This is a genomic window from Tahibacter aquaticus, assembly GCF_004363655.1.
Lineage (GTDB): Bacteria > Pseudomonadota > Gammaproteobacteria > Xanthomonadales > Rhodanobacteraceae > Tahibacter > Tahibacter aquaticus.
This window is the reverse complement of sequence record NZ_SNZH01000019.1, coordinates 122,623-145,242: the sequence shown is the minus strand read 5'-3', so window position 1 is coordinate 145,242 and position 22,620 is coordinate 122,623. Positions and strand designations below refer to the sequence as shown.

Here is a 22,620-nt window from a genome sequence, read left to right as displayed (position 1 = left end):
GCACCACCTCGTAGACCAGGCTGACTTCGCGCCCGCTGGCATCGGTAATGCTGCTCACGCGCGGCGTGCCCTGGTTCATTTCCCAGCGGTAGCTGACCCGATTGCCGTTGCTGTCTTGCACATAGCTGATGCGCGGACCGCCGAGGTCGGCCTGGCTGTAGTGGTAGTGCAGGCCGTCGCGGCCGTGGAAATCGTAGGTATCGCCGCGCTGCAGCAGGGTGCCGTGGTAGCCGTGCAGGGCGGTGAAGGTCTGGCTGCCGTCGGGCAGCACGCCGCTGGGGCGAAAGCGCTGGCCCTGGCCGCCGATACCTACGACGATGCGCTCGTCGCAGTCGGTGCGCAGCACTTGGCCGTCCAGCGCCGTGTTCCAGCCGCGGCCGAGGAAGCCGATCTGTTCGCCGCCGTGGCTGGAATAGGTGCGTTCCAGCTTGATGCCGGGGCCGCGGCCGCCGATGGCGATGTCTTCCTCGCCAATCACCGCGCCGCCAGAGTACAGGTCTACACCTTTCACAAAAGGATGCGACAGGGTGAGCGAATCGCGCCGCTGCACGTGGTTGCTGGCGGTGCCTTCGTGCAGTTCTTCTTCGCCGGCGCTGTTGACCGCGCGCAGCTCGAACTTGTATTCGCCCAGCGCCAGTTCGCGCGGATCGATCTGCAGGTCGTGCAGGCCGGCCGGCAGGGCAACGCCGTCCAGCGGTTTCCAGGCGGCAATCGGGCTGGTATTGCCCTGGCCGTCCCGGCGGAAGAAGGCCAGCGACACGGTGGCGTCCTGGCTCAGCAGATAGCCGAAGCGGCGGCCCTGCAGGCAGGCGTAGCCGGCGGACACTTCGACGTCCTGGTTCATCGCGATGTTTTTCGGGAAGCGGCTCTGCAACAGGCCGACCAGATCGAGCGGGCTGTCTTTTGCCTGTTTCGCCGCGGTTGCCGCGGGTGCGTTCAGCGGCGCCGCCACGGCCGGCGGCAGCACGCCGTAGCCGGCGACGATGCCCTGCTCGAACGGCAGCGGACGGGTGGCTTCCAGGCGATACGGCGTGCCTTCGTTGATGACGATGGCGGCTTCGTAGCTGCGCGTGCGGTCGATCTGCAGGCCGTGGTCGAAGCTGCAGGAAGTGCCGGTGTTGAGGCGGGCGTAATAGCAGGCGGCTATGGGCTCGCCATCGACGCGGATCTGCAGTTGCGACGTGCCGGCGGTGTAGTCGTTGCGGTCGAAGCTGGCCTTGAGGTTGGTCGGTGCGGCGGTGGTCGAGAACGGCGTCAGCGGAAGCGGGTTGGGCGTGACCACAGGCGCGTGCAGCGAAATCGCCGAGCCGAAGTGGATGTATTTCGGCGTAACCGAATCGGGCGAACCCAGCCAGATCTCCACCGGGCCGGGCTCGCTGCCGGCGCGGATCTCGAAGCGGGTAATACCGACGGCACCGCTGTTGTAGCGCAGGTTTTCGACCGTGCCGAAAAGCGCGTCCTTGACTACCAGGGGATAGGTTCCGTCACGGGTCCATTGGATCGTGTTGGTCTGCACGTTGATCGCGTAGCGGTACGACTCGATGCCGAAGCTGCGCGGAAACAGCTGGTTCAGCGGCGCCGCGGCGACGATGAATTCGTAGTCTGAATCGGGCGATAGCCGGTGCCCGTCATACCAGACGAAATGCCAGAAAATGCTGCCCGGGCCGGCGTTGCAGACCGGCGCTTCATTGCTGAACACGATCTGCTTGGACAGGCCGGGCGACGTGGCGCGTACGGTGTAGCGCGCGGTGGTGTTGGCATTGCCGGGCGTCACGCCCAGGGTGATGCCGTCTGGCCGCGAATGCAGGGAACCGATCTGCTGGCGAGTGCAGGCATGTCCGGTGAGGATGCTCTGGTTGGTCGGACAGTCGCCGTGGATGAACAAGGCGCCGTCGATGCGCTGGGACGACAGCGGGCATTGCGGCGCAACGGTGTAGTCGCTCTCGATGCTGATGTTGAGCGGCACGTTGGAAACGAGGTTGCTGTTGGCATCGAACGCATCGAGATAAAGACGGCCGAACAGAACGCCGGTGGACAGCTCGGTGTTCGGCGTCGTCAGCTCCAGTCGCGTTGCTGCGCCGGCCGTGGCGTCGGCAAAAAAGGAATTGCCCGCGACGATGGGCCCCATCGCCGATTGGGCCGAGACGTGAATCCAGTGGCGTCCGACCAACTCGGGTTCCGGCTGGTTCGGCCGATGAATGTAGTCCGCTGCGCCGTCAAGGATCTTTGCACCGGTGACGAAGCCGATGCTGGCCACGCCGCGGGCGTCGGTCAGCACCAGCGCGGATTCGCCGTCGGCGACGCCGGGGAAATGGCCGTTCGGGGTCAGCGGTGCGAAGGTGACGGCGGCGCCCTTGACCGGCCGTCCTCCTGCATCCAGCACGATGGCGCGCAGGGGCCGCGGCAGGGCCTGGCCGGCGGGCGTCATCTGGTACTGGCTGTCGGCGTCGAGCGTAAGGATGGCGCCTGCCATGGGGTCTTCGTTGAGCGGTAGGGCGTAGGGATCGCCCAGCCATTGCACCAGGTCTTGCAGGTACCACAGCTCCGGCGGCATGGCGGTGGAGCCGCCGGCCAGATTGCCGGCGATGAAATAGCCGGCTTCGCCGGTGGGCAGGTTGCGCACGCGCCAGACCGCGCCGGTCCAGGCCTGCAGGGTCAGTGGATTTTTTGCAATGTCAACAACGTAGCCGCGCGCCAGCCAGGCGTTTACGGCGGCGATGACGGCGGGCGGCTGGTTCACGCCGCCGCTACCGCTGGCGGCGTTGAGGGTAAGGATGGGAATGTTCTGGGCGCGAGCCAGCGCCAGCCCCTTGTCGGCGGACAGGCTGTCGACATGCCATTGCTGCTCGAATACGCGATGTTCGAGGCTGGAGCCCTGCAGTGCCGACAGCGCAGTCCAGTCGCTTTCGGCGCCGGCGGCGTCGACATGGGCAAAGGCTTCGGCCGGCCGCAGCGCGGCATCCAGCGCGACGCCGCGCCACTGCATCGCCTGGGCCAGCCCACCGCTGCGCTCGATGCGGTATTGGTTGATGACCAGCACGGCGCTGGGGAAGGGACGCACGAGGCCGACGCCGAGCAGGCGTGCCAGTTCGTCGTCGTCGCGGTTCCAGTTGCTGAGGTAGCGCGCGCCCAGGTTGGCCAGTACGCGCGCGGCGCGCTGTTCGTTGTCGCCGGGCAGGGGCGCATCGGGTTGCGGCAGTTCCGCGTCGGCCTGGGTATCCAGCGCGATGGCGGCATAGCCGCCGGCAGTGAGCAGCTGGCTGGCGCCGGTGCTGCCGGCGGGCCCGCTCAGGGTGATGTCGAGGCGATGCGCGGCAGCGGCGTCGAGTATGCCGCTGCCTATGCGCGCCGCCAGGCCGTCGATCTGCAATACCGGGCGAACCTGGAACAGATAAGGCGGCGTCGCACTCATGCCGCCATGGGCATCGACGACGGCGCCGTCGCCGATGGAGGCCGGCTGGTAGGACAGCGTGATGCGGCGGCCGGCGAGCTGGCTCGCCGGCAGCTGCACATCGAGAATGACCGCGCCCGATTCGTCGCTGCCGCTGCGCGCGAGCAGCCGCACCTGCTGGCGCAGGTCGTCCGGCAGTGCGGCGAATTCGCCGGTGACGGCGACGCTGGCCGCCGGCAGGCTGGCCGGCAGCAGTTGCAGCGGCGCGGCGGCGACGGCATGCACCGCCAGCTGGCTTTCGTAGCTCAGCGGCGTAGCCAGTGCGGCGAGGCGGCTGTCGATCTGGCTGCGCAGGCGATCCAGCGGCGAGTCGTCGCGCAGCTGGGCCAGGTGTTCGTCGATGAAGGCCGCGGCATCGATGCCGCTGCGGGCCAGCGCACCGCCGGCCGGGGTCAGCCGGTGCGGCTTCAGCGCGGGTGCCAGGGGTATCCAGGCCTTGCCAGCCAGGTCTGCCGCGCTGCCGCGATAATTGGAAAAAGGCAAATAGGCAGAAACATAAACGTGTTCGATGGCATAGGCCGCGACGCGGCCGCCACGGATCACCGGCTTGTGGGCGACGCCGGCGGCGGCCAGGGCCAGGCCGACCTTGTCCTCGCGCACGCCCAGCGACTGCACCAGCTGCGCGGTGTCGACTTCCAGCACGCCGCGCACGTAGCGCGCCGGTGCCTGGCTGGCGCGCAGCAGGGCGATCAGCAGGCTGGCCTGGTCGACGTCGTTGCCGCTCAGGGTGCGCAGGGTGGTGTCGGCATCCTGCTGCGCGCCGGCGTACCAGCGCGTCTTCACGCTGCTGCGCACGAAGTCGACGATGCGCGTGTAGTCGTTGTCCAGGCTGCGTGCCTTGGCCAGCACGGCCGGCGACAGCGGGGCATCCGGCGTGGCGGCGTAGTCGGCCGGCTGGGGCTCGATGTCGTGTTCGGCATCGGCATAGCTGGGTATCACGGCCGGCGCGGTCGCCGGTTCCCGCGCCGGCAGCCGCGGCCGGTGTACCGGCAGCACGGCGGCGCCGTAGACCGGCGCCTGCTCGGCCTGGGCATCGGCGGCCAGCAGTTGGTCGAGTTCGGCGAAAACGGCTATGCCGGGCGCGCGCCCTTCGGGCAGGCTTTGCAGCGTCGTGCGCAGGCTGTCGCTGGCGGCGCCGATCTGGTTCAGCCAGGCGGCCAGCGCCTGGCGGCGTTCGCGCGCGAACGGGCTGGGCGTGGCGCTTTTTCCGTTAGGTAATTTGTCGCTTTTTTCCAGGCTGCCCTGCAGCAGCAGGCCCTGGGCCTGCAGGGCATCGACCTGCTGCAGCAATGCGTTGCGCCGGGCTGGGTCGAAGGCTTTGCGCGTCGGCGTAGCCGCGCTGGCCAGGCTGGCGCGCAGCTGCTGTGCCTGGCGCGAGAAGCCGGCGATGGCGCTGTTTTCCAGGCGCTGTCGCGTAGCCTGGTACTGCTGCTGCCGGGTGGCCGGCGAGTCGGCATCGCGGGCCAGTGCCTCGGCCAGTGCGGCGCGCGCATCGATGCCGCGCAGCAGGGCATCAGCGACGGCCTCGCGCGGCGACAGCGCCGCTGCCGGGCGGTCGCCGGCCTGGGCGGCGGCCAGCGCCAGCAAGGCGGTGGCGGCGAAGGTCCAGGCCGCAGTGGCCAGGCGGAAGGAGCGGGGAGAGGCATTCCGTTGCAGTGTCATGGTGCGGCTCCGCCGGCTTGCGCAGCAGGGTCTGGCTTGAGTGGGGAAGCGGATGCGGGCAGCAGTCGCGCCGCCAGTTGCGACAGCGGCGCGGGCAGCAGCGACAGCGCGTGCTGCAGCAGGGGCGCCGCGGCGGCGGATTCGAAGTCGCCGCAGAACACGCTGTCCTCGGGCGGGCCGCCTTCGCGGAAGATCTGGTCGCGGTTGGCGTTGCTGTGGCAGGGCGGCAGCAGGGTCAGCGGCGTGGAGGCGAGGCTGCTCCAGCCGGTCACGCCCTGGGCATTGCGCAGCTGCGCGGACACCGCCAGGCGGTAGCTGCCTGCGGCCAGGACCGTGCTGGCGAACTGCGCGGTCAGCGTGGACTGTCCGGCCAGCGGCAGGGACAGGCTCTGGCTGTCGAAGGCCAGCACGCTGCTGTCGTCCTGCGCGCGCAATTCCAGCCGCACAGGAACGTTGCTCAGGGCGATGCTGCTGTCGTTGCGCAGCAGCCAGCTGGCCGGTATCGGCCGGCCGGCGCGGCGATGCTGCGGACCGAGCGTGTCCTGCGCCGCCAGCAGCTGGGCCGGCGGCGGCTGGTAGCTGACCTGCACCTGCACTTCGGCACCCAGGTTGCCGGCCGTATCGGTGGCGCGCAGGCGCAGCGTGTTGCTGCCGGCCAGCAAGGTCGCCGCGGCGGTGCGGAAGCGGCCGTCGGCCGCGGCCTGTACGGTCGTGTCCAGGCCCGGTGCGACGACGTGCACCTGGGCCAGGGCTTCGGTGGTGCCGGCGATTTCCTGCAGCGGCGTGGTCACCGTCGATCCAGGTACCGGTTCGCTCACGACGATGCCGGGCGCCTCGAGATCGAGGGTGAATACCCGTTCGCGCAGGGCTTCGTTGCCGGCCTGGTCCAGCGCCTGTACGCGCAGCCGGTAGCTGCCGCTGGCGGCGATCGGCGTGGCGCTGGCATAGGGCTGCCCGTTCAGCGTGATGCTGCTGCTGGCGGGATGGGCGTCGGCAACACTGATGGCCGGCGTGACGGCGTGGTTGAGCAGGTCGCCGTCGGCCACGCCGGTGATGCTGATCGACGGCGGCGTGCTGTCCACCGTGAACGCGACGGCTGCCAGCTCGGCCAGGTTGCCGGCGCTGTCGCGGGCTCGCAGCCGGTAGCTGTGCGCACCGTCGGCCAGCGCCAGTTCGGCGCTCTGGTAGGTATCGGGCAGGCCCGCCTCGGCCGGCAGGGTGGCCCAGGCGGCGGCATCGACACTGGCCTCGACCGTGACCGGCGGGCTGAGTGCATCGCTGGCCGTCGCCCGCAGGCGCAGGGGGGCGGCGACGATGCCGGACGCCGTGGGAGCCAGCGCCGCCAGGCTGGGCGCCGTGCGGTCGACCAGGTTCACCGTCTGGCTGTCCAGCATTTCCCAAGTGCCATTGCGCAGAATTTCCAGATGTAGCGAAAGGCTGCCCAGTGCCCAGGCCGTGCTGGCGAAAGACGGCGTGTCGCTGAAGGCCTCGCCGGCGGCGAAGGCGCGGGCATAGTCCTGCCGCGCGAGCAGGCCTGCAGCCGCGTCGTAGACGCTCAGGCGCGCGCTCTGTAGCGGCAGGGCGACGGTGCCCGGGTTGCGCAGGCGGACGAGTACCTGCAGGGCCTGGCCGTGGGGCAGGTCGGCCAGGGCCGGCTGCAGGGTTCCGACCAGCGGCAGGGTCTGCGGCGCTTCGTAGTGCACCACGACGGTTTGGGCCGTGCCGGCATTGCCGGCGGCGTCGTGTGCCTGCAGCGTCAGCGTGTTGCTGCCTTCGCCCAGCGGCACGTTGGCGAACACGGCGAGGCCGTCGGCATCGGCACTGGCCTGGGCGGAGAACGCCCCGGCCTGCAGCGTGACCTGGGCCAGCGCTTCGGTCTGCGCGCGGGCTTCGATCGCGCTCTGGGCCACGCTGCTGCCGTCGGCCGGCGCCAGGATGGCCAGCGGCGGCGGCGTGGTGTCGATGCGGAAATGCACCGCAGCCAGGCGTTCGTTGCCGGCCAGGTCGACGGCGCGCACGCTGAGGGTGTGGGCACCTTCGGCGCTGATGGCGCTGCCGGGGATATAGCTTTCGCCATCGAGCAGGATGCTGGTCTGTGCCGGATCGGGATTGCTGTCGGTGATCTCGACACTGGCATGGACGACGCGGTTGGTGAGCTCGTTCTCGGCCACGCCGCCGATCAGGATCGACGGCGCCTGGCCGTCGACGCGGAAATGGCGTTCCGCGGTCGTGCTTTCGTTGCCCCAGCTGTCGCGGGCACGCACGCTCAGGCGATGTGCCCCGTCGGCGAGGCCGGCGACATAGCCCGTATGGCGGCCGCTGCCGTCGAGGTTCAGCGGCTGCCAGATGCCGTCGTCGATGCGCACCTGGGCCTGCACGATGGGCGAATGCGCATCGCCGATGACGGCATGCACGCCGACGACGGCTGCGCCCAGTGCGTCGGCGGCAGGCTGCTGCAGGTCGATCTGCGGCGGCAGTCCGTCGACGACGGCAAAGCCGCGGTGGGCGAGGGGACGCCATTGCCCGGCGGCATCGGCCGGCAGGCGCGCGTCGAGCGTGGCGGCGTAGGCGCTCAGCGACAGCGGCGGCAGGGTCAGGGCCAGGCTGCCCTGGTACTGGCCGGCGGCGGGCAGGGTCAGCGTTTCGAAGCGCTCGACCGCCATGGCCTGGTCTGGCGACTGCAGCAGGCGCAGGCGCAGTTCCACGCCCGCCAGGCTGCTGCTGCCGGCGTTGCGCAGGCGATAGTGCAGCACGGCCGGCGTGCCGGCGACGACGCTGGCGGTCGGTGCCAGTTCCAGCTCGCCGCTGAGCGGTTCTGCCGCCGCCGCGTCGAGCAGCACCAGGCTGGATTCCGCGTCGTAGGCATAGCCCTGGCCCTGCAGGCGCAGGTGCAGGCGGTACTGGCCGGCGCTTTGTGCAGAATTCCAGGTATAGCTTTTTTGCATGCGATAGCCGGGCTGCAGGGTGCCGAGGTTTTCGCTGGCGCTCCAGATCTCCACGCCGGCGGGGTTGTACAGGGTCGTGCTCAGGCTGGCCTGGGCCAGTACGCCGTTGCCGCTGGCGAAGTGCAGCAGGCTGTCGATCTCGACCGGCTGGCCTGCGGTCTGCGGCAGTGGCCGCGCCGCCACGCTGAGTTCCACCTGGCGCAGCTGCGCGATGGCAAACACGGCGTCGCGTTCGGCCAGCAGCGATCCGTCGCTGCGCAGCAGGCGTGCGTGCAGGCGGTAGTCGCCGGCCAGCGTTGCCGCCGGGCGCCATTGCACGGCCTGGCTCCACTGCTGGGCATAGCCCAGGTTGGCGATGCCGGCACTGTCCAGGTTCGCCACGCTGGTGCTGCCGGCGTCGACGATGCTGAGGCGGACGCTGCCGCTCCAGGCCGGCCCCGGGTTGGTGACGCGGACTGTGCCGCGTACCTCCTGGCCCGGCGCGAACACGGCGCCGTCGGTGCTGAGGTCGAGCAGCGGCTCGCTGGTCGCGGTGACGCTGAGCAGGCTTTCCGCGCGATTGTTGTTCTCGTCGGATTCGTTCACCCGCTGCAGCGGGTCGGCTTCGAGGCGCAGGCGATAGATGCCGCTCTGGACCAGCACGCCCAGGCCCAGGCTGAGCGAGCGGGCAGCACCGGGGCCTAGCTCGGTCAGGGGGCTGGCCAGCTGCAGTGGCCGGCTGCTGCCGTCGGGCGCGGTCAGGCTGGCCTGGATCTCGGGTGCGGCCACTGCCACCGAACCGAGGTTGCGCAGGGTGAACAAGGCGGTTGCCTGCTGGCCCGGTGCCGGCACGGACGGCACGAAGAACACGTCGCTGGCCGAGACGGCCAGATCGGGCAGGGCGACATTGCCCAGTTCGACTGTTATCGCGGCAGCGGGCAGGCTGCGGTTGCCGCTCGCATCGGTGCTGCTGCCGACCAGGCGGTTGCTGCCGGGCCGCAGGTCGATCGCAGCGGTGCAGAACCAGCCCGGCGGCTGCAGCAGGAAGGCGCTGCCGGACTGCGTGCCGAGCAGGCGTCCGCTGGCGGTCCAGCGGATGCTGGCCGCGGAGAGTTCGCCGGGTGCGGTGAGGTCGCGCAGTTCGCCGCTGCTGCGCTCGAACAGCTTTACGCCGTTGAGGAAGGCCAGGGCGATTTCGCTGCCTTGCGGCGCTGCATCCAGGCCCGCGGGCGCGAACGGCAGCGTGGCGCGGGCGGCGGTGTCGCCGGTGTCGGGCGAATAGGTCCACAAGGCGGTTATTCCACTATTGCCGTCGCTGCGCACGAAGGCGAGTTCGCCCGGGGCTGTCCACGTTGCGCCGGCGCTGGTATCGGCCGGCAGGGTCTGGCTCAGCTGGGCCTGGTCGAGGTCGATGACGAGCCAGGCATCGGCACTGGCCACGGCGGCGCGGCGGCCATCGGTGGAGAACAGCAGCGGCCGGTCGAGCAGGCTTGCGGCGTCGATGCCGGCAATGGCACGGACGGCAGAGCCGTCGCGGGCGACGCGCCACAGCGTGTCGCTGCCGTCGCCGGCATCGCGCCGGCCCAGCAGCAACAGGCGTGATTCGTCCGGGGCAATGCCGAAGGCGCGCAGGCTTGCCGCGGCCGGCGGCAGCAGATGGGCGGCACGGCCGGGCCAGCGCACCTGCAGGCGGCCGTCCTGGACGTAATACAGGCGCAGGCCCAGCGCCGACCACTGCGGCAGGCTTGCGCCGGCATCCAGCGGCTCGGCGCGGAAATCGCGCCGGTCGACCAACTGCCACACGCCGTCGCGCAGGGCGGCGAAGTGATAGCCGTCGGCGGCGAATTCCATCGGCCCGCGCCAGGCCGCCAGCGGCAGCAGTGGATTGGCCTGTGGCGGACTGGTCGCGGCGAAACTCAGTTCGACGCCGTCGCGCTCGATGCGCGTGATGCTGCCGGTTTCGGCGCGGCCGCAGACCTGGCTGCGGTCGTCTTCGGCCTGCAGGCGATAGGCCGCCGTCGTCGGATAGGTGAGCAGCGGCGCGGGCGGCGCTACGCGATCGCGCGGCACGCCGCTGAGCGCCGTGCTGGGCGCGCTGGCCAGGCCGTTGGCGTCGGTGGCGACGATGCGATACCAGTAGCGCGTGCCGTTGACCAGCCCGCTGTCGCGCCATTGCGTCGCGGTAGTTGTGGCAATGACGGCATAGCTGCCTTGTTCGCCGCTGGCGCGCTGTACCTGGTAGCCGCTCAGCGCTGTTGCGTCGCCGGCCTGCCAGCGCAGATCGAGCGCGGCGCCTTCGGCGATAGCGTCCACCGCGACCAGCGTCGGCGCAGCCAGGCCGCTGGCCACGTCGATGCTGACGCGGTTGGAAGCCGCACTGGCGTTGTCGAACGCGTCGTAGGCGATGACGTGATAGGCGTAGCGGCCGGGCGGGCGCAGGCTGTCGAGATGATGGCGCTCGGCCGCGGCAGGCCGGTTGGCGATGACCTGGTCGTCGCGTAGCAGTTCGTAGCGGACCACATCGGCGGATGCACTCGCGCTCCAGTCCAGGCTGACGTCGCGCTGGACCAGGCTGGCTGTCAGCGTGACCGCTTCCGGCGGCGTGACATCGCCGATGGCAATTTCTGCCGCCGGTGTCAGTGCGCTTTCCAGTGCGTGAATGTCGACGGCGCTGACGCGGTAGCGGTGCATGCCGTCGATGACGGTTTCGGCGAAGGCCGGTGTGCTGGCCAGGCTGCGCACGCTGACGCCGATTTCCGCCAGCGCCAGATCGGTCCAGCTGCCCTGGGCAACCGGCGAGCGCAGCACCAGCCGCAGCGCATCGCTGCGGTAGGGCTGCGGCAGGGCGATTTCGGCATGTGCCGCCGCCGCGCCGCGCTTGCGCGCCACCGGCACCCAGGCCGCGTCGGCGTTGCGTGCGTAAATGTCCACATTGCCGCTGGCCAGGGCCGGAGTGGTCCAGTCCAGGCTCAGTGCGGTGACGATCTGGGCGGAACCCAGCTCGATCAGCAGGGCCGGGTCGTCGGCCGATTCGTCGTCGACGGGCTGGAAATACGTCTGCAGCTGCCAGGCGCTGGCGCTGTTGCCGTCGGCGGCGGCTTCCGGCGTGCAGCAGGTGGCCGAACTCAGGCTCAGCGGCGTGGCCAGTGGCCCGTCCGGCAGCAGGTAGTGGCCGTTGTGCTGGATGCGGTAGCCCAGCAGATCGGTTTCGCTGTTGGCGTTCCAGCTCAGGCTGACGGCGTGGCCGCTGGCGCTGGCCGACAGGCCCGTCGGCACGGCCGGTGCGGCATCGCGCAATACCTTCACGCTGGCGGGATGGCTGCGGTTGCCGTCGGCGTCGAGCACGCGGGCGATGAATTCGGTCTGGCCGCTGGCCAAGGGCAGTCCGGCGAAGGCGAAGCGGCCCGATTCGTCGACCGGCTGGGCCGGCAGATCGACGGTGCCGCTGCTGTCGACGCGGCGCAGCTGCACGTTGCCCGGCGGGCTGCGGCCGTTCAGGCCGAGCTGGCTGGCATCGGTCGGCGTCAGCGGCTGGTCCAGCCGGATGCGGAAGACCAGGGCGTAGTCGTCGGCGGGCTCGGAACGGTTGCCACCGGCATCGACCGCGCTGACACGATAGACCCACTGGCCGTCGGCGCGGCCGTTGTCGCTGTAGTGCGTGGCGGCCAGATTGCCGGCCAGTTCTTCCCAGCTGGAGCCGTTGCCGCGCTCGATCGCGTAGCCGGTGACATCGGTACTGCTGCTGGCGGTCCAGCTCAGCTCGACGGTATCGCCGTCGGCGCTGGCCTGGAACCCGCTGACGGCGGCGGGCGCGGTCAGGTCGGCGCGGCGCACGCGCACCTGCGGCGGCGGCAGGTCGGTCTGGCCGGCCTGGTCGAAGGCGACGGCGCGGATCTCGTATTCGCCCAGCGGCAGCGCCTGGGTATTCCATTCCACACGATACGGCGGGCGGCTCAGCAGCGGACCGGTGTCGTTCCATGCGCTGCTGCCGACGGCGCGCCAGCTGAAGCGCACGGTTGCAATATCCAGATGTGGACTGGAGGCGGCCAGGCTCAGGCCCGCCTCGAAAGTCTCGCCGTCGACCGGCGTGTCGATACGCAGTTGCGGCGGGTATCGGTCGATATCCAGCGGCACCTGCGCCGACGGCGGGCTGATATTGCCGGCCTGGTCGATGGCGAACAGCACGTAGCGGTGATTGCCGTCGGCGAGCAGTGCATCGGTATACGCCGTGGCGCTGAGCGCATACGGACGCAGATCAGCCGGCGTCTGGGCCGGAGCATTGAGCAGGCGGCCATTGCGGTACAGCAGATAGCCGCGCAGGTCGGTCTCGCTGTTCGGGTTCCAGGCCAGCTGCGCGTCGTCGCCGGCGAGCGTGACGGTCAGGCCCTGCGGTGCGGCCGGCGCGGCATTGTCGATCACGATGGCGCGTTCGGCCGCGGCGCTGTTGCCGCTGCGGTCCTGCGCTTCCAGGCGCAGGGTGACGGCGGTTTCGTCGGCATAGACGCGGCTGAGCCAGCTGGCCAGTTCGCCGCCGGGCTGGGGCAGGCTGCCCTGGGCGATGGTCTGGGCCGTGTCGCTGCCGTCGCTGCGCCGCACGCTGAGCTGCCAGCTGGCGAAGTCGTCGGCGGCATAGGCGCTGCCGCGGATGCTGACCAGGCCGCCGATGCGCTCCAGCGCCAGCGGTGCGTCGATCGCGACCCGCGGCGGCGTGCGGTCGAGCAGCAGCTCGACCGTCGTGCTTGGCGCGCTTTCGTTGCCGGCGCGGTCGATGGCGGTGACGCGATAGCGCCAGGTGCCGTCGGCAAGGCCGCTGTCGAGGTAGTGCGGCGCCGCCTGCGGCAGGCTGTTAAGGCGAATGCCGTCGCGGTAGATGGCATAGCCGGCGAGGTCGCCGTCGGCCGGCGGATTCCAGTCCAGCACGGCATCGCCGCCCTGCAGGCGCGCGCGCAATTGCAGCGGTGCCGAGGGCGCTACCTGGTCGATGCGGAAATCGACCTGGGCGGTGGCGGTCAGTCCGGCAAGGTCGGTCACCAGCAGGCGCAGCAGGTAGTCGCCATCGGCAAGCTGCGGCGCCAGTTCGGCCAGTACGCCGGCTTCCACGGCGGCGGTGCCGCGGTACAGCGGAGTCCATTGTCCGGCCAGTGCGGCGGTCGGCGTGGCGACGCTGATGAGGTAGTCACGCAGGTGCGCATCGCTGGCGGTGCCGCTGACGCGCAGGCTGGCGCCGACGAGCGAACCGGCCAGCGGTGCGCTCAGCTGTGCCAGCGGCGGCGTGCCGTCGATGCTGATGTCGCGCAGGGCGCTGGCCGTATTGCCGGCGCTGTCCTGGGCGCTCAGGCGCAGGCGGTAGTCGCCGTCGGCTTGCTGCACCGTCCAGTGGCCGAGCGCGCCGTTCACCACGCTGCTGCTGCCGCTGGCGAGGGGCGACCAGTTCTCGCTGCCGCGCGTGGCGATGGCGATCTCGTAACTGGCGAGGTTGGCATCGCTGGCCGTGCCGATCAGGGCGAGCGGTGCGGCGGCACGCGCCAGCACGGCTGCGGCGGCTGGCTGCTGCCATTCGACGGTGGGCAGGTGTTTGTCGACGCTGAATTCGCGCACCAGGCTGGTCTGGTTGCCGGCGCGGTCCTGCGCGGCGATTTCCAGGCGATAGGCGCCTTCTTCCAGCTCGGCCAGGGTGGCGAGTACCTGCAGGCCGCTGGCTGCGCCGCTGCGCTGTGCCAGCGGGGTCGCTGCGCCCGCGCGGAACAGGCGCGCATCGAAACGATCCAGGCCGGCATCGTCGATGCGGAAACCGACCACGCCCTGGCCGGTGGCAATGCTGCCGGCCGGGCTGACGTCGAGCAGCTGCGGCGGCGTGGTGTCGATGCCCAGGCTGAGGACGGCGCTTTCGCTGATCGCCGCATCGGCGGCGTCGCGCGCGCTGATTTCCAGGCGGTAGCTGCCGTCCGGCAGCGGCGTGGCGCTGCTGCCATCCCAGGAAAAGCTGCTGCGGCCCGCGGCCAGCGCGGCATTGCCGACTACCGCGGCGACCGTGACGCCCTGGCTGTCGCGCACGTTCACGTCAACGACGGCGGCGCGCAGCAGGTTCAGCGAAATGTCGATGCGATCCAGGCGTCCGTCGGCGTTGGGCGAGAACACGCCGGGCGACAGGCCGGCGGCGGCGATCAGCCGCGCGGCGCTGGGGGCGGAGAAATCCAGCGCGATTTCGCTGCTGTTGCCCAGATCGTCGCTGGCCTGCAGCACGAAGCGTCCGTCGCCGCTGTATTCGCCGCGGTTCCAGCGGCCCAGCAGGGCGGCGGGCGATACGGCAAAGTCCTGTTCGGCCAGCAGCTGTTCTGGCGCATTGTCCAGTTGTACACGCAGCTGCCAGTACGCGCGTGCGGCATCGAAGCGAGAGAAATTCGCGTCGCTGACGCTGCCGCGGACTTCCACCACCGGTGCGCCCAGCACGCTGCCCGCGTCGGGTTCGGTCAGCGCGAGCTGTGGCGCGCTGGCGTCGCGCAGCACCAGATAGTCGTAGACCTGGCTGTTGCCGCAGTGATCGGTGGCGGCGACGCGCAGCAGGTACACGCCGTCGGCGGCGGCACTGCCGCCGATCTCGCCGTTCCAGCCGATGGCGATGCCGCCTTCGATATCGTCGGCCTGGCCCAGCACGGCCAGTTCCGCGGCTGGCACGTAGGCGTTGCCCTGCGGCGTGGTCGCGTGCAGGGTCGCGCGATAGCTCAGGCTTTCGGTCGCGGCGAAGGTGAGGGCGACCGTGCGCAGGCGCGGCAGCCCCTGCGGCGCCAGGCCCAGCAACGGTCGCTGCCGCAGCGGTGCCAGCGCGTCTGCGCTGGCGAGCAGGCCGAAGCCGAGCTGGCCGGGCGAGTCTGTTTCCTGCAGTTCCGCGCGGCTGTCGAGGAAAAAGCGCGTGTCGTTGCAGGCCAGCGCGCCGGAGCCGTCGTGGGCGACCAGTTTTGCATCGACCAGGCCGTTGAGGCGGGCCAGCAGTTCGCCGCCGGTCTGGGCCAGGGTGCCGTCTTCGGCATGTACCGGCTGCCAGCCGGTGCAACTGCCGGGCTGCAGCTGTTCGGCCACGCAATAGCGTTCCTGCGGCCGTTCTGCCGGGGCGAGTTCGAGCTTGAAGAAGGCATCGCTGCCGCCGGAAATGCTGCCGCCGAAACGCAGCCGCAGCGCACCGGCGTCGTTGGCGCAGATGCGGCTGCCGGCGGCGGGGAAGTCGAGCACGGCGATGGGCGGTTCGTGATCGACCAGCACGCGCTTGACCGCGGTGCGCAGATCCGACAGGGCGCGCAGGTAGGATTCACCTTGTGGATGTGTGGAAACATCCCATTCGAAGCTGCGTGCCCAGGTCGGCCTGCCGCTGGCGTTGGCGAACGGTCCTTCGTTGGCGACCGGCTGTTCGGCGAATACCGTCTGGGCTTCGTCGTCGACGAAGGTGTCGACGTGCAGGTAATTCATCGGCGCGGCCGAGCTGACGCGCACGGCCAGCCGCCCGCTGGCCGGGGCGTTGCAGGTGGTCGCAATGACCGGATTTACGTCGATGTCGAAATCCGGATCCTGCGGTTCGCCGCCGCCACTGCCGTTGCCGCCGCAGCGCAGGGTCTTGTCGGGCCCCTTGAGCCAGCGCTCGCTGGCCAGCGGCGCCGTGCCGCGGGCGTAGGCCAGCTGGCTGGCGGGAACGATGAACAGCGCGCCGTCGGCGTTCGCCGCCGTGGCGGCGAGCCGGCTGTGGTGGAACGGGAAAGGCACGACCAGGTCGAGCTGGGCCAGCGCGGCGAACTGCGCGTTGTAGGCCGGCACGATGACCTGGCTTTCGTGCGGTTCCACGTTGCGCAGCAGGCTGCGCAGCTCCGGCGGCAGGCCTTCGGTCGGCGCGCCGGCGCAGATCTGTATCGGCTCGCCGAAAGGCTGCGTGACCAGGCGGATGACGTTGCCGACGATGCGCGCACCGGTCGCTGTGACACCGCTGATGCGCAGCAGGCGGTCGGCGCCGCGGGGCAGGGTCACTACGGGAAATTCGATATCGAAGCGCTGCTGGTACGGATCGTCGAAGGGGAACAGCTCGCCGGTCGAAGGCAGGCTCAGGGCGACTTCCCAGCGTTCGGCACCGTCGGCGTGGCCGATTTCGATTTCGATGGCACTGAGCCCTGGCGTGCCGTCCTGTACCGACAGCATCAGCGGCAGCGAGGGATCTTCGACGATGACCTGCGGCGAGGCGGGCCGCCCGTCCGGCGTGGCGGCGGGTGTGAGATCCAGCCACCAGAATTTCTGCCGGGCGCAATGGCCGCCACGGCCGGTGCAGCGGCTCAGCTGCAGGCTGTCCACCGCTGCTCCCAGCGCCAGCACCGTGCGGTTGCCGGCGCGATCGGTCGCCAGCGCACGCAGCTCGTGGCCGGCCAGCAGCGCAGCGCCCTCTGCCGCGACCGGCGAGCTTTGCGCCGGTTCGGTGACGCGGCGCCAGCTGTTGCTGCCGACGGGGCTGCGTTCCAGCCAAAGTCCCTGGAAATTCGCATCCGATGCTTCGGCGCGCACGGCCATGGCGCTGCCGCTGCGGCTGCTGCCGTCGATGCCGACGAAGCTGAGGCCGGGCTGTTCGAATTCGCCGCGCAGCTGTGGCGGCGTGGTGTCGAGCACGACCGGCAGCACGGTTCCCTGCACGTCGATGCTGTAGTTGCCGTCAGGCTGCGCCAGTCCGGCCTGGTCGCGGCCGTCCCAGGCGAAGCTGTTTTCGCCCGGTTCGCGCAGTTGTACCTGCTCCAGCACGATCTGCTGGTCGGCATTGCGTACGCGCACGACGATGCTTTGCGCGGCGGCGAGGCGGAAGCTGGCTACCGCGGTGTCTTTGTTGCCGTCGCCGTTGGGCGAGAAATAACGGCTTTGTATAGAAGTATCGGTAATCGCCGTGCCGGCCAGCGCCAGTGCCGAGGCGTAGGCGCGCGTGCTGTTGCCGGCCTGGTCGACCACCGTGAGGCGGATCTGGTAATGCCCCGGCGCCGGTGCGACCCAGCTGCCGAAACTGTCGCCGAGCAGCGGGTCGGCGCTGGGCAGGGCTAGCGCATGCCACTGCTCGGGCTGGGCCTGGCTGGCCCAGTCCAGGCGGTAGTGGTCGAAGTTGTGGTCTGCGGCGATGCCGTCCAGGTCGATGGCGCCGTTGCGCGAGCTGGTGCGCAACTGCGCGACCAGGTTGCCCAGGCTGGACAGGTGGCGCTGGCTGGCGGTGCCGCTGCCCAGCCACAGGCCGCGGTCGTCGCTGCTGAATGCCGCGGCCGCGGTGGCGCTGGCGTAGTTCCAGGGCAGGGCGGCGGCAACGCCGGCCGGGTTGCGCAGGCGTCCGTCCAGGCCCAGCGCCGCGCCGTCGCGCAGCCGCAGCAGGGGTGGTGCGTCCCATTGCAGTGCCGAATACCCGCTGGCGCTGGCAACGCGTTCGAAACTGCCGTCGTCGAGATCGATGGCAAAGGCCTCGACCGCACCGTTGAAGCGGCCGATCACGTAGGGCGGGCCGCCTTCGGTGTCGTAGGCGCCGACCAGGTCGCTGGCCAGTACCAGGGTGAGCCGGTGCTGTGCCGGGTCGTACCACTGCAGGCGCGGATCGGTTTCCTGCCAATGCGTGACCGTGCAGTGCCACAGCGGATTGCGGCATTCCTCGGCGCTGCCCAGGCCGCCGATGCGGCGGAACTCGTTGCCGATGAAGCGGCCTTGCGGCGGCTCGCTGTCCAGCGTGGTATCGGCCGGCGGCAATTGCGCCGCGACCAGCAGGGCGCCGTTGCTGGCGAATACCTGCACCAGCCGGGCGGCGGTATCGATCAGCAGCAGGCGGTCCTGCGCTTCGCCCAGCCAGTTCGTATACAAATGCTGCGGGCGGTAGTGGCCGTTGGCGTGGACCGAGAAATAGTCTTCGCGGGGACGCTGGTACAGCAGTCGCTCGCTGCCGTCGCGGCTGTCGAGCAGCGCGGCCGATTCGCTGTCGGCCGTCGTGCGCACTACTGCCAGATGGCTGCCCGCGCCGTTGAGACGGCCGCTGGGCGGAAGGTCCAGCGGACTGGCGGCCGGATCGGCCGGGTAGTAGCGCGCCGGCGATTCCTGGCCGGATGCGGCGTCGGCGCTCCACAGGTAGGCGCCGTGTACGTAGGCGCTGGCGCGCGTCACCGGCGTGGCCGGCAGCGCCAGTTCGCGCTTGCTGCCGTCGGCCAGGGTGTAGATGGCAACGCCGGCGTCGCTGCCGGCAATCAGCTGGCCGGAGCCGATAAAGCGCGGGCGCACGGTCTGGCTGCCCAGGGGCAGGGTGTCGAGTACCTGCAACTGGTCGGGCACGTCGCTGCGGGCGACGACGAGTTCCTGCTGCCCGGCCGAACGGCGCAGGAAGGCGAGGTGGCGGGCGTCGGCGGAAAAACTCTGCGCATCCAGTCCTTCGATCGACTGGCCAGGCGCCAGCGCGGCGGAAGAGACGATGGGCTCAAGGGCGGGCCAGTAGATGCTGCTGCGATAGATGCCGTATTCGCTTTGTGGATTCTGCGGCGGTATCTGGCTGCGCTCGATCAGTGCGTAGACATAGCCCTGCGCCGGCGGCAGTGGCGGCGGCTGCAGCCACTGCGGCCACTGCGCGATGCGCCGGTCGTACAGCAGCGGCGTGCCGGCAGCGCTGAACAGGCTGGACCGGTTCAGGTCCAGCGTCAGGGTGAGGTCGGCCAGCAGCCTGCCGCCGCCGATCAGGCTGGCGCGGTAGTCGCCGTCGAGTTCGAGCCGGCCTGCATCGTCGCGGCCGTCCCAGGTCACCTGGCCGCGCTCGGCCACTGCATCCAGCGCATCGGCGAAGCGGCGTACGACGCGGCCGGCGCCGTTGCGGATCTCGACCTGTGCCGGCCCCGGCGCCAGGCGCGCGAAGGCAAGCGTGGCGCTGTCGCGGATACCGTCGCCGTTGGGCGACAGATAGCGTTCGCTGGTATAGAAATCGCTGTCCTGGGTCTGCAGCGGCAGTAGTGCCGTGTTGTTGGCCCGGTCGTTCTCGCGCTGCTGCTGCAGCGGGTCGGCCAGTACGCTGAGGGCGCGTGCATCGGGCTGCAGGCCAAAGGTCCAGTTCCATTCCAGCTCTGCCGTCGCGCCAGCGGCCAGCTCGGCGATGACCTGGTCGGCGCCGACGGCCACGCCGTCGCCCGGGTTGCCTTCCAGCAGGCGCACGCGCAGCTGGCTGGCCGGCTGGCCACCGAGGTTGCGCACGCTGACGCGGGCGCGCAGCGCTTCCCCCGGCACCGGCTGCATCGGCGTCAGGGCAATGCTGGCGGCCGAAACCGCGGCATCGGCATACGCCAGCACGCTCAGCGGCCGCGAGGCGGAATTGTTGCCTTCGTCGCTTTCTGCAATCTGCTGCAAGGCGTCGGCGGTGACGAACACGTCGCCGTTGCGCGAAAGCCCCAGCTCGGCCACCGGCAGCACGATGTCGCGGGCGGATTGCGCCGCCAGGCCGTCGGCGATGTCGATGCGGGCCAGCGCCGCGCCGCCCTGGCGTGGATCGGCTGCGTACAGCATGACCGCAAAGGGCGGTGCTGCCAGGTTGCCCAGGTTGCGCAGGCGCAGGCTTGCCTGCAGCGGCTGGCCCTGCAGTGCGGTGGCCGGGCTGAACACGAGCGAGTCTGCCTCGATGGCCAGGTCGACGCTGTCGGGCGCTGCCTGCACCTCGAAGGAGAGCTGGGCCTGGTTGTTTGCCTCGTTGGCCTCGGCGACGACATCGGCTCCGTCCACGCTCACGCTGATGCTGGCCGCACCGGTCGACGGCGGCCGCCAGTACAGACGGCGCTCTATGCTCGCGCCGCCGTTGATCTGCACCGGTGTGTCCAGCAGCACCTGGCTGACTGCACCTTGCTGTACCTGCACCAGCAGCTGTGCCGGCGGCGAATCGATCGTGCCGCGGTTATGCACCACCACACGAATGCCGGTGTCGCGTCCCTGCAGCGGCGTTGCGCCGTCGAGCAGGCCGAGGTCGGCATTGCGCACTTCCAGGTCGAGACTCTGGCCGAAGGGCAGCAGCAGGCTGGCCTCGTTGTTGTTTTCGCGTGCTTCGGCAATCGCGTTGTCCGGATCGGCGCGCAGGCGCAGCGGCACGGTGCCGGCGACGCTGACCTCGAAACTCAGGCTGAGTGCCGCGCTGCTGCGGCCGGCGATGTCGAGCGTGGTCTCGGCCAGCAGCTGCTGCGGCACGCCATCGCGGTAGAGCCTGATGACGACACCAGTGGCGCCGGTCTGGCCCAGGTTGGCGACGCTGCCGCTCACGGTGACGGTGGCGGGCAGGCTGGCGACGGAGGCGGGGTCCAGGCTCAGCCGGGTCGGCTCGAGGGCGATGTCCGCCTGCACGGGTGCCGTGGCGACGCTCAGTGCGACCATGCCGCGGTTGTCGTCTTCGTCGAGCTCGTCCAGCGCTGCCGTTGCATCGAGTTGCAGCCACAGTTCGCGCGCGCCGGCCCGGCCGCTGCTGTCCCATAGCGTTGCCAGGTTTGCGCTGCGGCCGGGAATCAAGGCCGGCACGGCGATGTCGCTGCCGATGGGCGTGCCGCCTTGCTGCGGATTGCCGTCGTACCAGCGCGCACTGCTGGCGGCGGCGGCAACGACGCCGTTGTTGACCGCTGTGGCCTGTACGCGCACCAGGTCGCCGTCCTGCGGTTGCGCCGGCTGGGCCACCGGCGTGCCGCTCAGGGCCAGGTTGGGTTTTGTGTCGCGCAGCTGCGCACGCGCGGCGAGCGCCGTGAGGTAGATGCTGCCCTGCCAGTCGCCCTGGCGCTGTTGCGCGGCGAATACGTAGTTGCGCGCGCCGTTGCCGATGGCTGGCGGCAGCGACAACAGGCCGTTGGCGTCGACGAGTTCGATCGAATCGGCCAGGGACACCGCGCCGTCGCCGAAACCGCCGCCGGGCTGTTGCCGGCCGAGCAGCCATTGCGTGGCATGGCTGGCAATCGTGGCGTGCTCCGGCAGGCTGGACGCACTGAACGCGCGGGCGGCACGCAGGGTGGGCAGCAGGCGTCCACGGCCTTGCTCCGGTATGCCGAAGCTGCCGTCGGCATTGCGCTGCGCAGCGAGGCCTTGCAGCGCACGCTGCAGCGCCGCGCCGGAGGGATCGCGCTGGGCCAGTGCTGCGGCAATGCCCGCCGTGTCCAGGCTGCTGTCGGCGAAACCGTCCGCCAGTCCCCAGCCGCCGGCGGCGGACTGGCTTTGTTGCAGCAGGCTGGCCGCCGCCGCCGATTCGCCCGCGACCAGTTTCCAGGCCGCCTCGTCGCTGCTGGCCGGAGCGCGGCCGGCGAGCCAGTTTTCCGCCTGCGCAATGCCGGCGAAACCCGGTTCGGCGTCGCGTAGCAGTTGCAGCACCGCGGCCGTGTCGCGCGATGCGGTAGCAGCGCGGTCTTCCCAATGGCCGTCGGGTTTCTGCCGCTGCTTGATCCAGTTCACGGCTTCCACGACGCCGGGCGGCACCGGCGCCGTGCCGCTGCCTTGCAGCACGGCCGGCAGCTGCGCCGAATCGGCGCTGCGGCGCTGGTTGAAGATGCGCAGCGTGCCGCGGCCGTCGGTGATCTGGCTGAAATGCTGCTGCACGCGTACGCGCAGGCCTTCCAGTCCGGCCAGCGTTTCCGCCGGCAACGTATCGCCGGGCCGCTTGAGCACGATCATCGCGGCACGGAATTCTTTCGGCGCGTTGGCGCTGTCGGGTATGCGCGGGCCTTCGGCGGCGACGATCTGCCCTATGGTGATGGTTTCCAGGCTGCCGCCGCTGACCGCACCCAGGCGTGGCACGGCGGCAGGGTCGCCGTCGCCGTTGCGGATCAGGTGCAGCGGCGGTACTTCGCCGGCGGCGGCAAAGCCGGCGGCGTAGAGATCCAGCGGTCCGTAGCGATAGCTGATCGCGCTGCTCTCGAACTGGCCGTCGCCGCGCTGCTGCCAGTCGGCGCCATACATGAGCGACGCATCGGTATCGAGGAAGTAGCTCCAGTGCGCGTCGGATTCGCCGAGCAGATCGCGGCTGACGGCGCCTTCGGGCGTGCGGTAGGTGAGCTTGGCCGCCCAGCGATGCATCAGCTCGTGGGCCAGGGTATTGCGCGTGATGGCGAAACCCGGCTGCTGCGGCCCCAGCGCATAGCGCGAGGTACGCGTCATGTCGATATAGCCCTGCAGCCGCGTGCTGCCGTAGCTGGCGCTGTCGTCGAGCAGCGGCCAGCCGATGCCGCTCACGTCATTGCGCACGGCGCGGTAGAACGCCAGCAGATTGCCCCATTCGAAATCGAAGGTGGTGAAGACGACGAGGAAGTCGTACTTGTCCGGGTGGTCCTGAAAAAAGCGCTGGCTGACCAGCCTGCGTGGTGCATCGAAGTCGCGGTCGTAGTCGCCGTCGAAATCCATCACCGTGAGATTGCCGATATCGCTGCTGGCCTGGATGCTGCCTGGCTGTGCGGCGGCCTTGGCGCTGGCGCCGGAGAGGATGACGCAATCGTCCGCCGGGGCAACCGCGGCCGGACTGGCGATGGCGGCCGGCAACAGCAGCAACAGGGTGGCCAGGCGGTGCAATTGACGCCGGGCGCCGGGGAACATCGAGGCGATTGACAT

2 protein-coding genes (1 of these 2 only partly in view) are annotated in these 22,620 nt (G+C 70.3%); both read right to left on the bottom strand.

Features of this window, described 5'->3' with window-relative positions:
* Positions 1–5,113, bottom strand: partial view of an RHS repeat-associated core domain-containing protein gene (locus DFR29_RS24670; protein ID WP_133821311.1) — the start only. Its footprint begins 5,615 nt before the window's first position; the window shows 5,113 of its 10,728 coding nt (coding positions 1–5,113); the start codon lies at positions 5,111–5,113; the stop codon falls past the left edge of the window.
* Positions 5,110–22,620 (bottom strand): CARDB domain-containing protein, encoded by a 17,511-nt coding sequence (locus DFR29_RS24665; protein ID WP_133821310.1) that lies wholly within the window; start codon positions 22,618–22,620, stop codon positions 5,110–5,112. Before DFR29_RS24665 ends, DFR29_RS24670 begins: the two co-directional genes overlap by 4 nt.

What these genes read in the sequence shown, in the direction of transcription:
- DFR29_RS24665 (WP_133821310.1), bottom strand. Translation starts at nt 22,620, where the DNA reads ATGTCAATCGCCTCGATGTTCCCCGGCGCCCGGCGTCAATTGCACCGC.